We start from the raw sequence: 14,705 nt of genomic DNA on the forward strand, positions 1-14,705 counted from the left end.
GACTTCAGGCAGCCGGGCGGGCCTTGTTGCGTGCGAGGAAGCCGAGCCAGACTGTGCGCGCGCCGTGCCAGGCGAACGTCAGACCTTGCCAGGCGGTGACGATGTACAAGCCGGCCGGGCCGGCGCCGACCAGGAGCGCGAGCGCCATGATCGTCATGGTGATGTTGCGCCGCGCGATGAAGCTGCGCACGCGGCCGTCCAGCCGCGTCGCTGCATGCAGCGCGAAGCCCAGGCGTGCCTTGGCGATGCCCAGCACGATGCGGTCGCCGACGTAGAACACGATCAGCCAAATGGCCGCCGCATAGAGCGGGTCGTCCATCGACCGCCCGCCCAGGCCCCAGGCCCAGGCGAAGTACCAGAAGGGCGGGTGCACGATGTCCACGCCGTGGTCGAGGACGTTGCCGATGGCTGAATCGGTGAGCGTCACGCGCGCGATCTTGCCGTCGACGCTGTCGAGCACGCTCATGCCGTAGGCGCAAAGGAAACCCAGCAGGAACTCGCCCTGCGCGAACAGCGGCACGGCCGCGACCGTGAGGATGATCGACAGCACCGTCACCGTGTTGGGGTGGATGCCCCAGCGCGTACACAGGCGCACCAGCGGCCACACCAGCGGCGGGTAGACCCAGCGCGTGAGCAGGTCGGTCGAGCCCTTGTAGTTGTCCCAGAACATCTGGCGCTCGAGCCGGCGCCGCGTGGCGGGGTCGTTCACTGCGTAGATCCAATAGGGGAGGGTGCGGCGCAGCTTGTTGACGTAGGCGGGGAAGTCTGCTTCGTCGTACGGCGCGATGCGGCCGGCATCCGTCAATGCTTCGGCCACCTCGCGCAGCGTCTGCGCGTCGGCCGGGATCGCGTCGGCCAGCGTCTTGTCCAGGCGCAGCACCACGGCCCGCTCGGCGCCCTCGCCGCGTGCGGCGACGCAAGGGCCCGTGCCACGCAGCAGCACGCCGATGAGCCGCGGGTCGACCGCGTTGCCGCCGTCGATGGCGACCAGCGCGCCGCCGGCCAGCGCCTTGCGCAGGCGTGTGCCCAGCGGCGCCGTGTCGATGTCGGTCTTCGCGAGGGGCCACGCGGTGCGCCCGGCGTCGACGCCGGACAGCATGACCTTCGTCCCGGCGTCGAGATGCTTCACGCTGCGACGCAGGCGCTCCACCGGCGCAATGCCGTAGAGCGGTTCGGCGCGCGTGGCGGCGGTGGTGTCGATCCAGAGATTCATATTCGGTCGGAGGCGCGCAGTTGAAGGAGGCCGATCGCGGCGAACAGTGCCGGCGCGGCGAGCGCGATGACCAGGGGCGGCCAGCGGGCGGCGAGCCCCAGGGCCGCGACGATGCCGTCGCAGAGAAGAAAGCCCAGGCCGAGGAGCAGCGCCATCGCCATTCTCGACGCACCGCCGGTTCCGCGCGGCAGCGACACCGCCGTCGGCAGCGCCAGCAGCAGCATGACGAAGATGGCGAGCGGCGCGGCGTACGAGCGGTACAGCACGCTCTGGTAGTAGCGGTGAGGCTGGGTCCCGGTGCGGGTGCCAGCGATCACCTCGGCCAGCATGGCGGTCGAGAGGTTCGGCCGCGCGACGTCGAGGCGCAGCACGTCGTCGGGCCGCAGGTTGGTGTCCCAGGCGCGATCGGCGGTCTGGATGCGCTCGACGCGCTGCGCCCGGTAGACGAATTCGTCGACGCCCTTGAGCCGCCAGGTCTGGCCGTCCCATTGCGCCTCAGTGGCGGTGAGGCGGCTCTTGATCAGGCCGCGATCGTCGCGGACATACAGCCGCACGTCGATCAGCCGACGGCCATCGGGGCTGGTGCGCTCCATCGACACGGTGCCGCCGGAGGTATGGGCCCAGCGCTTGGTCGGCGCGTCGTCGGCCGGCGCGCTGGCGCTCCACCATTCCTTCAGGCCGTTTTCGGCCGGGGGCAGCACGCGGTCGGAGAGCACGAACTGCGCGACCGCCAGCACGGCCGCCAATGGCAACAGGTAGCCGAGCAGCCGCATCATGCTCAGGCCCGCGGTGCGCATCGTGGCGATCTCGAGGTGGCGCGACATGCTGGCCAGCGCCATCAGCGTGCCGAGGAGCACGGCGGGCGGCAGCGCTGTCACCAGCTCGGCCGGCAGGCGCAGCAGGCCGTAGTACAGGATGCCGACGAAGCCCTGGTCGCGCTTGAGCACGTCGGTGGTCACGTCCAGCAGTTCCAACACCTGCATCAGCGCGGTGATGACCAGCAGCAGCACCAGGATCTGCGTGCCGACGCGGCGCCGCAGGTACGAAGCCATCGCGCGGTTCATGGCGCGGCCTTCGCCACGTTGCTCAGGCGCCGCGGCTTGAGGCGTTCGATCAGTCGCTCCAGCACGCCGACGGTGCGTGACACCGGGTTGTCGCCGGGCCAGGCGAGGCTGCCGCGGAAGATCCACAGGCTCAGCAGCGCGAAGAGCAGGAAGGGGGTCCACACCGCCAGTGCGGCGGGCAGCCGACCGCTCTCGGCCAGGCTCTTGCCGAATTGGAGCGTGTGGTTGAGCAGCAGCAAGGCCAGCGACGCGAAGACGACGCCCGGCGTGCGACGCCCGCGTTTCGACGCCATGCCCAGCGGCAGCGCCAGCAGCGGGAGCAGCAGCGGGAGCAGCACGCGTGCCAGCCGGCTGTGGAATTCGGCGGCCGAGCCGGGGTCGCAGCCCTTGCACATCGCCTGCCAGAGTTCGGGCAGCGTGCGCTCGGTCGTCGTGTCGCCGCGATCGCGGTAGGGCGCCCGGGCCGGCGAGAAGTTCTCCACGTAGCCGTCGACGAAGCGGGTGGTGGCGATCGCGCCGTCGCTCGTCTGCCGCACGCGCAGGCCGTCTTCCAGCTTCAGGCGCATCTTGCGGTTCTCAGGGTTGCTTTCGAGCTGCCCGCGCGCCGCGGTGGTGATTTCCTCGATGCCGCCCTGGCGCCGCTCCATGAAGACGCCTGTGAAGCGGCGGCCACCGTCTTCCACGCTGTCGGCGCTGAAGCTGAAGCCGTGGGCGATGTCGATGAAGCGGTTCTCTTCGATCTTCGCGTCCCACTGGGTCTGCAGCACCGCATCCATCTTGACGTGGTAGTCGTAGCGCGCCAGCGGCTGCAGCCGGCCGAAGAGGTAGAGGTTGAACACGCAGAGCAAGAGCGCGAGCACGAAGTAGGGCGCCGCGATGCGCGCGATGGAGCGGCCCGTGGCGAGCATCGCGTCGAGTTCGCTGTCGTCGCCCATGCGCGCCGCGGCCATGAAGATGGCGGCGGTGAAGGCCACCGGCAGCGAAAGCCCGAGGTAGTGCGGCACCAGGTCGGCCGCCACGAACAGCACGCTGGCGATCGATGCGCCGGTGGAGGCCGCGATGTCGAACAGCCGCAGCAGGCGCTGGAGCATCGTCGCCAGCAGCATGGTCGCCAGCGCCGTGAGCAGCGGCACGGCGAACAGGCGCACCGCGTAGCGGTCGAGCCGATTGAACGAGAGAAAGCGCAAGGGGCGAAGTCTCAGACGGCGGTGCGCTGCAAGGCCTCGCGCAGGGCGGCGCTCAGTGTGTCGGTCATCGCGGCGTCGAGCGTGACGGCGGCGTCCAGCGCGGGCGGGCCGGGCCAGCCGGCGTCGGGGAAGGCCACGCCCTCGAACGTGCGGGTGCCGTCGTAGCGCGGGATCACGTGGAAGTGCACGTCCGGGTCGACCATCATCAGCATCAGGTAGTTGATGCGTTCGTAGCCCACCACGTCGCGCAGCGCGGCTTCGATGGCGCGGACCATGCCCTGCATCTCGGCGAAGGCCTTGGCGCTCACATCGGCAAAGGCCTGGACCGGCTCACGGCACACCAGCACCAACGCGCCCAGCGTGGGCTGCTTCGGGCGCAGCAGCAGCGTCCAGCACTCCGTCTGCGCGAGGCGTGTGGCGGGATCGCCGAATTTCGTTTCAGTGGCATTGGCCATCGCAGTCGTCCAGGGTCGTGTTGTGCTCGTGCTCAGCGGGCGACATTCTCGCCTGAGTCGCTTCAGCTGGCGCGCGGCAGGGCCAGCGCATAGGCGCCATCGGCGACGAAGGCCGCGGCCTCGGTCGACCAGCGGCGCACCTCGACCTTGACCTGCGGGCCGTTGGCACCGTCCATCAGCCGCAGCCGGTGCCACAGCGCGCCCTGGTCCTTCGGGTTCGGCACGGCCGACGACGAGGGCACGCAGAGGCAGGGGATCGGCAGGGAAGGCCCGGCCACGACGTCCATGCGGGCGTCGCGCGCGTGGCCATGCAGCACCAGCTCTGCGCCGGCACGCCGCAGTACGGCGCGCAGCGCCGGGGCGTCGGCCAGGGCCTTGCGCCAGCCGATCGCGCCTGCGGCCGGCGGGTGATGCAGCAGGACGATGCGCGTGCGCCCCGCCTGGCCTTCGGCCACAAGCAGCTGTTCGAGGCGTGCGAGCTGTTCGTCACCCAGCCGGCCGCGCGCCAGCAGCGGCGCGGTCGGCAGCGCCGAGTTCAGCCCGATCAGCGCGATGCCTTCGCGGTGATGCACGAAGGGCCAGCCATCGTCCGCGCGCGTCCAGCCCTGCCAGCGCCCGAGGCCCTGCGCATGTGGCAACGGCACCAGGGCGTCGTGGTTGCCTGGCACGAGGCTGATGCGCTCCGCCGGCGCGAGCGCCGTGAGCCAGCGCGCCGCCTGCTCGAACTCGCCGGGCAGCGAGAAGTTGGTGATGTCGCCGGTGACCAGGATGTGGTCGACCGCGTGGGCGCGCAGGTCCTGCGCGAGCGCGTCGAGGATGTCGGTGCGGTGCAGCGCGCGTCGGCGTTGCCACGACCACGCGCTGAGCTGGCGCTTGGACAGGCGCTGTCGCGGCGACAGCACCGGCTCGAAGGGGAGGTGCAGGTCCGACACGTGGGCCAAGGTCAATTCGCTCATCGATAATCGCCGGCTGCTTTCTGTCTGGACACTCGCTTCGATCATGCCAAAACTTCATACCCCGCGTGCCGGGCTGTCTTCATGAGCGCCGACAAGGCGCCCACCCAGCGCGTTGCGGGGATCGTCGTCGGCCAATCGACGTTGCAGGTCTGGGGTCTCACATCGGAGGCGCGCTTGCAGCGTCAGTTCGTACGAGCCGGTGTGGCGACGACACCGGCCGATGCCGACCGCGTCGTGCTGCTGCGCGCCGACTGGGTGTACGACGAGGCGCTGGTGCGTGGCCTCGCGGGTGCGACGGACGACGTCGCGCTGCGTGCGGGCGAGGGCGACGGCGAGGTGGTCGCGCTGTCCGTCGCGGCCGCGCAGGCCGACGAAGCCGCCCGGCTGCTGGCCGAGCGACAGGCCCTGGCCGGCGCACGCAGCGTCTCGCCGGCGCAGATCGCCGACGGCTACAACGACAAGCTCCGCAAGCGCGAGCCGCCCTACCTGCTGCCGCTGACCGCGGAGAGCATGGACGCCATCGAGTGGCGCACCTTCCGTGGCGCCTACAAGGGCGTGACCGACCTGGTCACGCTCTACGCCTGGCCACGGCCGGCGCGCTATGTCACGCGGCTGTGCGCCGAAGCCGGCATCACGCCCAACCAGGTGACCTCGCTCAGCCTGGTGCTGGTGCTGGCCGCCATGTGGCTGTTCTGGACCGGGCACTACGGCTGGGGCCTGACGGCCGCCTGGGGCATGACCTTTCTGGACACGGTGGACGGCAAGCTGGCGCGCGTCACGCTCAACTCGTCGCGCTTCGGCGACTTCTTCGACCACTCCATCGACCTGGTCCACCCGCCGTTCTGGTGGTGGGCCTGGATCGTCGGGCTGACGGCCGTCGGCTTGCCGTTGACGCACGCCGCGCTGGCGCTCACGGCCATCGTCGCGGGCTACGTGCTGCAACGGCTGGAAGAAGGCCTCTTCATCGCCTGCTTCGGCATCGAGATGCACGTGTGGGAGCGCTTCGACAGTCGCTTCCGGCTTATCACGGCGCGCCGCAACCCGAACCTGCTGTTGTTGACGGCGTCACTTCCTTTCGGCCGGCCCGACCTCGGCATCCTCGCCGTGGCGATCTGGACCGTCGCCTGCCTGGTCGTGCATGCCGTGCGGCTGTTGCAGGCCGCGGTGGCGCGCCGCCGCGGCCCGCTGCGTTCCTGGCTCTCTGCGCCGATGTGAATGAAGTGACCGACGACCTGCGCGCGCTGATCGACGACGAACTGCGGCGCGAGGTGCCGCCCGCCGTCGTCACGCTGGCCGAGCGGCTGGCCGCGCGTGCGAAGGGCGGGGCGGCCGCCGTGCTGTTCTACGGCTCGGCGCTGCGCGACAGCGCGCTCGACGGCGTGCTGGACTTCTACGTGCTGGTCGACCACGTCGGCGACTGGCCGGGCCCCTGGCTCGCCGCCTGCGCCAACCGCCTGCTGCCACCCAACGTCGGCTACCTGGAAGAATCGATCGATGGCCGCCCCCTGCGCGCCAAGTACGCGGTGATGACGGTCGCGCAGTTCCGGCGGGCGATGTCGGTGCAGCGCATCGACACGACGCTGTGGGCGCGCTTCTCGCAGCCCTGCGCCTGCATTCACGCCCGGAGCGAGGCCGACCGGCTCACCATGCGCGACGCGGTGTGCGACGCGGTGGTCGCCGCCGCGCACTGGGCCGCCATGCTCGGGCCGCTGCGCGCCGAGCCAGTCGCCTTCTGGCGCGCCCTGTATGCGCGCACCTATGCGGCCGAGCTGCGCGTGGAGCGCAGCACGCGCGGCGCCGACCTGCTGGCGCACGACGGGCCGCGCTATGCCCGCCTGCTGCCGCTGGCCTGGAAGGAAGGCGGGCTGGCCTTCACCACGGCGCCGGGCGAGCTGGCGCCCGTGCTGGCACCGGACGAGCGCGTGACGGCCGAGCAACGCTGGCGCAGGCGTCGTCGGCTGGGGCCGGTGCTGAACCTGCTGCGACTGCTGAAGGCCGCGCTCACCTTCGACAACGCGACCGACTACGTCGCGTGGAAGGTGGAGCGCCACAGCGGCTACAGGATCGAACCCACCCCCTTCCAGCGGCGGCATCCGCTGCTGGCCGCACCGGGCATTTACTGGCGCTTGCGACGGCGTGGCGTGCTGCGCTGAGAATGGGCGGATCTTCACCGCCGCTTGCACATGCCTTTTTTCCCCTCGAGTTTCCTCCGGTGCCGGATCGCGCTGTGCGCCGCGATCCTGCTGGCATCCAGTGCATTCGCTGCCGAACCGGTTGCCGCGCCCCCGGCCCCTGACGCTGAATCCAAGGTCTACCCGACCCGCATCGCGCGCTCCTTCACCGTGCTCTACCAGATGCAGCGCGGCGGTATCCGGGGCAGCGGCGAGTTCGCGTGGAAGCGCACCGGCGACGCCTACGAGGCCCACCTCAAAGGCACCGTCGCCGGCCTGGCGCTGATCAACTGGGCCAGCCGGGGCGGCTTCGACGCGGACGGCGTGGCCCCGGAGCGCTATGTCGAGAAGCGCCTGACCAAGTCCGCCCGCGAGGCGCTCTTCGTGCGCGCCGAATCGAAGATCGACTTCTCGGGGTCGGCCCCCGACATCGCGCTGATGCCCGGCGCACAGGACCGCGTGAGCTGGCTGGTGCAGCTGCAGGCCATCCTCACGGCGGACCCCGACAAGGCGAAGACCGGCGGACAGGTCGTGATCCCGGTGGTCGGCACGCGCGGCCGGGCCGAAAGTTGGGTCTTCGAGGCTTCCGGCGCCGAGAGCATCCGGACCCCGGCGGGCACCCTGCGGACCCAGAAGCTGACCCGCGCCCTGCGCAAGCCCGACGACACCCGGGCCGAGGTCTGGGTCGAGCCGGCGCGGCAGTTCCTGCCGGTGCGCATCCGCCTCACGCTGCCACCCTTCGACGCGCCGCTCGACATGACGCTGGTCGACGTCAGCGGGTAAGGGGCGTCCGCGAGCGTGCCTTGGAACCGGAGCCCCCGCCGGGGACTTGCCGCAAACGGTATGCTTCAGCCCCCTCCCGTTTCCTTCCGCAGAGCCGTGACTGCCATCTCCACGCCCGTCGATCGGGCTCCTGCCGCCGCCGCGGCCACTCGAAACTTCGCATGGCGGGGACAGGCGCGCACGCTGATCGACGACCTGTTCGAACGCTCGCCCGCCATCTACTGGACCGACTTCCTGCTGAGCACCGGCGTGGGCTGGGCGCTGACGGCCGTGTACTTCCTGGCCACGCCCTGGAGCGCCGTGCAGATCGCCGCCTTCCTGGTCGCCAGCCTGCTGTTCTTCCGCTCGGGCACCTTTATCCACGAAATCATCCACATGCCCAACCAGCAGATGGTGTGGTTCAAGCGGGCGTGGAACCTGGCGCTGGGCATCCCGTTTCTGATGCCGTGGATCCTGTACAGCAACCACATCGAGCACCACAACCACCGCCGCTTCGGCACCCCGTCGGACGGCGAATACCTGCCGCTCGGTTCGTCGCCGGTGAAGGAGACGCTCAAGTACCTGGCGCAGGCGCCGCTGCTGCCGCTCTTCATGCTGGTGCGCTTCGGCGTGCTGGGGCCGCTGTCGTGGCTGCACGGCGGGCTGCGCCACTGGGTGCTGACGCGCGCGTCGGCGGCGGTGTCGAACCCGTATTACAGCGAACGCTTCCCCAAGCGTTTCGAGAAGCACCTGAAGATCGCCGAGGTGCTGTGCTTCGCCTACATCGTGGCGCTCGCCGTGCTGGTGTGGCGCGATGTCATCAGCTTCACCCATGTCGCCATGGGCTACGGGCTGCTGGCCTTCACACTGGGGCTCAACTGGGTGCGCAACCTGGCCGCGCATCGCTATGTCAACGACGGTTCGCCGATGGACTTGGCGGGCCAGGTGGAGGAATCGATCAACATCACCGGCCAGACCTGGCTGACCATCGCCTTCTTCCCGGTGGGCCTGCGCTACCACGCGCTGCACCATCTCTTTCCCGCCTTGCCGTACCACAACATGGACGAGGCGCATCGCCGCCTGATGGCGAACCTGCCGGCGGATGCGTCGTACCGCCTCACCAACCGCGACAGCTTCTTCGCGGCCGTGCGCGAGCTCTGGCAGTCGGCCCGGCAGACGCCGCACGAGCAGTCGGCCATGCGGGCGTGGCTGCCGCGGTCCGACCGATCTTGATCGCCAGCGTACCCGGAGGGGCGGCCCTCTCCGACGTGGTCGAGTCGCTGGCGAACGCCGCGCTGCCGCCGTGCCTCATCGTCAACCCGTTGAGCTTTCGCGCGGCCCGCGGCCTGGCCGAACAGGCCCAGGCCGCGGCGAAGGCGCAAGGCGCCGAGGTGGTGGTGGTCGACGGCCCCGCATCGCTCACCGCCGCGGTCGACACCATCCTGGCGCGGCGCCAGCGTCATGTGATGGTGCTGGCTGGTGACGGCACTGTGCGCGCCGTGATCGACCAGCTGGCGAGCCTGCCAGCCGGCGCCTGGCTGCCGGACCTGCTCGTGCTGCCGGGCGGCCGCACCAACCTCACGGCCGCCGACCTGACACCGGGCATCGACGCGCTGCGCCTGCTCGAGCGCGCCTTGGCGGCCATCGCAGCGAAGCGCTGGGATGCCGCGCTCGTCGAGCGCGCCACGCTGTGCATCGAGCAGACGCCAGCACCGGCACGCCGCGGCCTGTGGGTCGGGGCGGCGTTGATCGACGGTGTGATCCGCCGTACGCACGCGCATCGCATCGGCGGCGACGGTGCGCTGCGCACCGGCCACCTGAGCACGGTGTCGTCGCTGCTGCGCCTGGTGGTGCTCGCGCTGCGCGGGCGGTCGGGCCTGTCGTGCCCTGAGCTGCGCATCGACGCCGGTCCGATGGGGCGGCTCGAAGGCAAGGTGAGCCTGCTGCTCGCGACCACACTCCAGCACCGCCAGGGCCTGTTCGACCCCTATGCCACGCGCGCCGACGGCGGCATGCGCCTGACGGCGGTGTCGCGCCACGCCCCACGTTTCTACCGCTCGCTGCCGCGCCTGCTGACGGGTCGCTTCTCGCGCCCGATGGACGTGGCGCACGGCTTCCTGAGCGGCGGATGCGAGCACGTCGAGATCACCGGCCTCGCCGGCTATTCGCTCGACGGCGAGGCCTATGACACGGACCCGGCACGCCCGGTCGTGATCCGCCGCGGCCCGTCCCTGCGGTTCTTCGCAACATGAGCAGTGAACCGGCCGACGCCGTGACCGCCGCACGCGCCCGCGGCGCCGTGCCGATGATCGGTGCCTTCGTGCGCGCCTACCCGGGCCGCAGCGCGGCCGCGCTCGCCGCCGTCTTCGTCGCGGGGCTGCTCGACGGCCTCGGCATGTCGATGCTGCTGTCGATGCTCACGCTCACGACGGCGGACGACCCGGGCCGCAAGCCGTCCATGCCCGAGCAGGTCGCCACGCGCATCGCCGACTTCCTGGGGCTGCAGCCGACCGCGCCGGTCATGCTCACGCTGGCGATCGCGCTGATCGCGTTGCGCGCGGGGCTCACGCTGGTGGCCAACAAGCAGGTCGGCTACACGGTCGCGCACATCGCGACCGATCTGCGCCTGGCGCTGATCCGCGCGGTGATGGGCGCGCGCTGGAGCCACTACCTGCAGCAGTCGGTCGGCCGGCTGTCGAACGCCGTCGCCACCGAGGCGCAACGCGCGTCCGAGGCCTTCCAGTACAGCGCCGAGATGGCGGCGATGCTGCTGAATTCGCTGATCTACATGGGCATCGCGCTGGCGATCTCCTGGCAGGCGGGCGTGGCCACGGCCATCGCCGGCGGGCTGCTGCTGACCCTGCTGCACACGCTCATCCGCAGCTCGCGCCGTGCGGGCCAGCACCAGACGCAGTTGCTGACCTCGTTGCTGTCGGCCATCGGCGCGCAGCTCGCCGCGGCCAAGCCGCTCAAGGCGATGGCGCGCGAAGACCACGTCGATGCGCTGCTGTCCGACCAGATGAAGCAGCTGCGCCGCGCACTGCGCCGCCAGGTGGTGAGCCGCGAAGCGCTCAGCGCGCTGCAGGACCCGCTGCTCGCCATCATGGTCGGCACCGGCTTCTTCCTGAGCCTGGTGGTGCTGAAGATGCCGCTGGCCTCGGTGCTGGTCATGCTCTTCCTGCTGGCGCGTGTGGTCAGCTATCTGTCGAAGACGCAGCGCGCCTACCAGCAGATCGTGGTGCGCGAGAGCGCCTACTGGGCGCTCATCGACGGCATCGACGCCGCGCATGCGCAGGCCGAGCCCAAGGGCGGCGACCGCACGGCGACGCTGGCGGACCGTATCGCCTTCGACCATGTGCGCTTCCGCCATGGCGATGGCCGCACGGTGCTCGAGGACGCCTCCTTCACCATCCACGCGCGTGAGCTGACGGTCATCGTCGGCCCCTCGGGCGCGGGCAAGACCACGATGCTCGACCTGGTGGTGGGCCTGCTGCAGCCGGAGGCGGGCAGCGTGCGCGTCGACGGCGTGCCGATGCCCGAATTGGCCCTGCGACCGTGGCGGCGGCAGATCGGCTACGTGCCGCAGGACTCGGTGCTGGTCAACGAATCGATCGCCTACAACCTGGCGCTCGGCGAAAAGGACCTGAGCGAGGCCGACCTGCGCGACGCGCTGCGCGCCGCCGATGCGCTCGACTTCGTCGACGCCATGCCCGAAGGCCTGCAGACCCGCGTGGGCGAGGGCGGCTCGCGCCTGTCGGGTGGCCAACGCCAGCGCCTGGCCATCGCGCGGGCGCTGGTGCACAAGCCGAGCCTGCTGGTGCTCGACGAGGCGACCAGCAGCCTCGATGCCGAGGCGCAGGCCGTCGTCATCGACACGGTGAAGCGCCTGAAGGGCAGCCTGACGATCCTGGCCGTGGCGCACCAGGGCGGGCTGATCGACGCGGCCGACCGCATCTACCGGCTGGCCGATGCGCAGGTGAGCCTGGTGCGCGGACCGCAGGAGAGCTCGTGAGCGATGCGGAACGCCCGGTCGACCTCGGCCGCCGCCTGCGCCGCGCGCGCCGCCGCGCGCTCTTCCTCGGCCTGCGCACCGTGCTGCGCGTGGCCGGCTTTCAACGCGTGCGTCTGCTCGGCAGATTGGCCGGCGCGATCCAGTACCGCATGGCGTGGCGGCAACGCCGGCGCATCGCGCACGACATGGCGCTGGCGCTGGGCAAGGCGCCCGGCGATGCGTCGATCGCGCCGCTGCTGCGCGAGGCCTACCGCGTGAACAACACCGCCGTGCTCGAGATCCTCGCGATGTTCGACCAGCGGCAAGACGAAGACGCGCTCATCGCGCGCTGTGAGGTCGATGGCCTCGACCACCTGCGTGCCGCCATGGCCGGCGGGCGCGGCGCGATCCTGCTGGCCACGCACATGGGCAATGCCGCGCTACTGACTGTCAAGCTGGCGCGCGCCGGCTGGGGCGTGAGCGTGGTCTACCGCGAGGCACGGATGATGTCGGCCGGCCTGCTGCAGAACGGCCTCGAGCAGTACGGCATCGAGGGCATCCTGGCGAACACCGGGTTGCGCGCCTATGCGCAGATGGTCTCGGCGCTCAAGCAGGGCCGAATCGTCTTCGTGATGATGGACCAGGGCGTGCAGCAGGCCGAGACCGGCCTTGTGCAGCGCTTTCTCGGCAAGGACGCGTCCATGCCGGCCGGCCCCGCGCAGCTCGCCCGCGCCGCGCGTGCGCCGCTGCTGCCGGTGGCGACGACCGCGGCCGAGCCGGTCTGGCGCTTCGAGATCCAGCCGCCGGTGCCGTTGGGCCAGGGCCCGCTGGACGCGGATGTCACGCGGCTGGTGCAGATCACCGAGCAGCAGATCCGCCTGCATCCCGAGCTGTGGAGCTGGCACCACCGGCGCTGGCGCAAGCTGCGTCCGGCGACGACGCCGCTGCCGACCGCGTCGTCCTGAGGCAATGGCCGTCGCGGCCATTCCCCACCTGTGCATTTGTTCCTGAAAACGTGACTCGCGGTGGGTCGACGCTCGCGTGGGCGTTGCGCCCCCTCAAGCGTCACCGCTCGCTGCCGATAGCTGGGTAACGCCATGCGACCGGGCCGCGCCCGCAGAGCCTTGTTTCTCTTTCCACGCGGTCCGGGCGCCTCACACGCACCGGACTTCGCCGGACAAGGAACCGCCATGCTTCGCAGACTCCCCCATCCCCTTCTCGGTGCCATCGCCTCGCTGGCCGCGGCCGCGATGCTCACGGCCTGTGGCGGGGGAGGCGGGGGCGGCGGAGCCAGTGGCTCCGCGGGTGCCGGCGGTCCCCCGGTGACGGCTGCGGAACCAACGCCGTCGCCGCTCGTGGCTGCCTGCACGAATTGCGGCGCCATCGACGGCAGCACCTATGCCGGTGCCGGCACCGGTGTCTGGCAGGCGTCGAACACCGGGACGTCGTCGAAGGATTTTCCGCTCACGATCAGCGGCCTGACAGGGCAGCTCGTGACGCTGGTCTTCACCAACGAATCGGCGCAGGAAGTCGTGATGCCGTCGCTGCAGATCCTGTCGTCTGCCACCACCGTGGCGCCGGCGCTGCGCAAGTCGATGGCTCTGGGCGGCACCGAAGCCGATGCGCCGACGGCCTTCAACGCCGAGGTCGCGCAATTCAACCGCCAGGGCTTCGCGAAGTGGCTGAGCCAGCCGGCCGCGGGCGGTGTCAACGCGAAGCTCTCCGCCTCGTCGGTGCCGCCGGCGCCGGCCGCCACCTTCACCGTGGGCCAGCAGCGCACCGTGTACCTGCTCGACCAGTCGCAACGCACCGTGCAGCTCACCGGCCAGCGCACCACCGGCGACGGGACGGTCGTGAACGTGTGGGTGGAAACGAGCGAGCTCGACGCTTCGCGCGTGTCCACCACGCTGGCCGAGCGCATGCGCGACGCCTTCGCCGCGGCCGGCGGCATCTACGACATGCTGGTCAAGGTCGGCGGCCCGCTGTGGGGCCCGCACGGCTACACCGAGCTGCTGGCTGGCAACGGCCAGCCGATCGACATCTTTCTCGTGAACTTCGACCGCAATGGCGTGCCGTACGGCATGGGTGGCTATTTCTGGGGCTTGAACAACTTCAAGAAGGACGCGGGCCAGCGGGCCTACAGCAACGAATCCGTGGGCATGTACATGGACACCGAGACGATGTACCTCGACGGCGACCGCGGCATGCGGCAGGTCGTGACCGCGCTCGCACACGAAGGCCTGCACATGCAGAACTTCTACCGCCGCAGCGTGACCATGGGCCCCGAGTTCGCCTTCGACGACTGGCTCGAGGAGATGTCGGCACTGATGATGGAAGACTGGGCCAGCTATTCGCTCGACACCAGCCACAACGCCATCCGCGATGCGCGGCTGCCGTACTACCTGAACTACCGCGGCAACGGCAGCTACAACTGCGAGCTCACCCGCTGGGACCCGATGGGCAGCGTGTGCGAAAGCTACGCGGTGGTCGGCTCCTTCGGCGGCTACCTCAATCGCCAGTTCGGGCTGGGCTTCTTCCAGTCGCTGCTTCGCAGCACCGGGCTGACCGATTCGGCCGCCGTGCTCCAGGCCGCGATCCAGGCCCAGCGCCAGAGTTCGGGCATCGGCCAGGAGATGCGCCGCTTCTCGTCGGCCGCCGCTGGGCTGGTGCCGTTGAGCGCCGACGTCGCCGGCTACAGCATGCCCACGCGCAACGACGACGGCCTGCAACTGGTTGCGATGGACCCGGCCGCGCTGGGCGAGTCGGGCCGCGGCCTGCCGACGGCGGTGCCGGCGACGCTCAAGGGCTTCGCGAGCTTCCCGGTGTCGCGCTTCCGGCTGTCGGGCACGTACAAGGAAACGGTGCGCGTGCCGCAGGGAAGCACGTTGACGGTGGTGATTCGCTGA

At 70.6% G+C, this 14,705-nt stretch carries 13 protein-coding genes; 8 read left to right on the top strand and 5 right to left on the bottom strand.

Features of this window, described 5'->3' with window-relative positions; all coding sequences use genetic code 11:
• Nucleotides 1-4 precede the first annotated feature (4 nt).
• The 5 genes from ACSFA0_RS10660 to ACSFA0_RS10680 form a co-directional block, all read right to left on the bottom strand.
• The gene (locus ACSFA0_RS10660) at nucleotides 5-1,213 is read right to left on the bottom strand and encodes a CDP-alcohol phosphatidyltransferase family protein (RefSeq protein WP_435450155.1); all 1,209 of its coding nucleotides are present in this window, start codon (nucleotides 1,211-1,213) and stop codon (nucleotides 5-7) included.
• On the bottom strand, nucleotides 1,210-2,277 hold the full coding sequence (locus tag ACSFA0_RS10665) for an LptF/LptG family permease (protein WP_435450156.1): 1,068 nt from the start codon (nucleotides 2,275-2,277) through the stop codon (nucleotides 1,210-1,212). The genes ACSFA0_RS10660 and ACSFA0_RS10665 overlap by 4 nt, the downstream gene beginning before the upstream one ends.
• Nucleotides 2,274-3,464 carry an LptF/LptG family permease gene (locus ACSFA0_RS10670; protein WP_435450157.1) on the bottom strand — a complete coding sequence of 397 codons (1,191 nt, stop codon included), beginning with the start codon at nucleotides 3,462-3,464 and terminating at the stop codon, nucleotides 2,274-2,276. Before ACSFA0_RS10670 ends, ACSFA0_RS10665 begins: the two co-directional genes overlap by 4 nt.
• Nucleotides 3,465-3,475: 11 nt before the next feature.
• Entirely contained in the window at nucleotides 3,476-3,919 is a 444-nt protein-coding gene (locus tag ACSFA0_RS10675) for an HIT family protein (RefSeq protein WP_435450158.1), read from the bottom strand.
• 62 nt (nucleotides 3,920-3,981) lie between these two features.
• Nucleotides 3,982-4,875 (bottom strand): metallophosphoesterase family protein, encoded by an 894-nt coding sequence (locus tag ACSFA0_RS10680; protein WP_435450159.1) that lies wholly within the window; start codon nucleotides 4,873-4,875, stop codon nucleotides 3,982-3,984.
• An 81-nt stretch (nucleotides 4,876-4,956) separates the two neighbouring features.
• Between ACSFA0_RS10680 and ACSFA0_RS10685 the strand changes: the two genes are divergently transcribed.
• From ACSFA0_RS10685 to ACSFA0_RS10720, 8 genes are all read left to right on the top strand, one after another.
• Nucleotides 4,957-6,090, top strand: a complete 1,134-nt coding sequence (locus ACSFA0_RS10685) for a CDP-alcohol phosphatidyltransferase family protein (protein ID WP_435450160.1) — start codon at nucleotides 4,957-4,959, stop codon at nucleotides 6,088-6,090.
• Nucleotides 6,091-6,095: 5 nt separating this feature from the next.
• Nucleotides 6,096-7,028, top strand: a complete 933-nt coding sequence (locus tag ACSFA0_RS10690; protein WP_435450161.1) for a hypothetical protein — start codon at nucleotides 6,096-6,098, stop codon at nucleotides 7,026-7,028.
• A gap of 30 nt (nucleotides 7,029-7,058) precedes the next feature.
• A complete protein-coding gene (locus ACSFA0_RS10695; RefSeq protein ID WP_435450162.1) occupies nucleotides 7,059-7,829 on the top strand; it encodes a DUF3108 domain-containing protein in 771 nt (256 codons plus the stop codon).
• 96 nt (nucleotides 7,830-7,925) lie between these two features.
• On the top strand, nucleotides 7,926-9,041 hold the full coding sequence (locus ACSFA0_RS10700; protein WP_435450163.1) for a fatty acid desaturase family protein: 1,116 nt from the start codon (nucleotides 7,926-7,928) through the stop codon (nucleotides 9,039-9,041).
• Nucleotides 9,038-10,060 carry a diacylglycerol kinase family protein gene (locus ACSFA0_RS10705; RefSeq protein WP_435450164.1) on the top strand — a complete coding sequence of 341 codons (1,023 nt, stop codon included), beginning with the start codon at nucleotides 9,038-9,040 and terminating at the stop codon, nucleotides 10,058-10,060. The genes ACSFA0_RS10700 and ACSFA0_RS10705 overlap by 4 nt, the downstream gene beginning before the upstream one ends.
• Nucleotides 10,057-11,820 (top strand): ABC transporter ATP-binding protein, encoded by a 1,764-nt coding sequence (locus ACSFA0_RS10710; protein ID WP_435450165.1) that lies wholly within the window; start codon nucleotides 10,057-10,059, stop codon nucleotides 11,818-11,820. The genes ACSFA0_RS10705 and ACSFA0_RS10710 overlap by 4 nt, the downstream gene beginning before the upstream one ends.
• On the top strand, nucleotides 11,817-12,764 hold the full coding sequence (locus ACSFA0_RS10715; RefSeq protein WP_435450166.1) for a lysophospholipid acyltransferase family protein: 948 nt from the start codon (nucleotides 11,817-11,819) through the stop codon (nucleotides 12,762-12,764). Before ACSFA0_RS10710 ends, ACSFA0_RS10715 begins: the two co-directional genes overlap by 4 nt.
• A gap of 225 nt (nucleotides 12,765-12,989) precedes the next feature.
• Nucleotides 12,990-14,705 (top strand): M30 family zinc metallopeptidase, encoded by a 1,716-nt coding sequence (locus tag ACSFA0_RS10720; RefSeq protein ID WP_435450167.1) that lies wholly within the window; start codon nucleotides 12,990-12,992, stop codon nucleotides 14,703-14,705.

This window comes from Variovorax restrictus, assembly GCF_051216715.1.
Taxonomy (GTDB): domain Bacteria; phylum Pseudomonadota; class Gammaproteobacteria; order Burkholderiales; family Burkholderiaceae_C; genus Variovorax.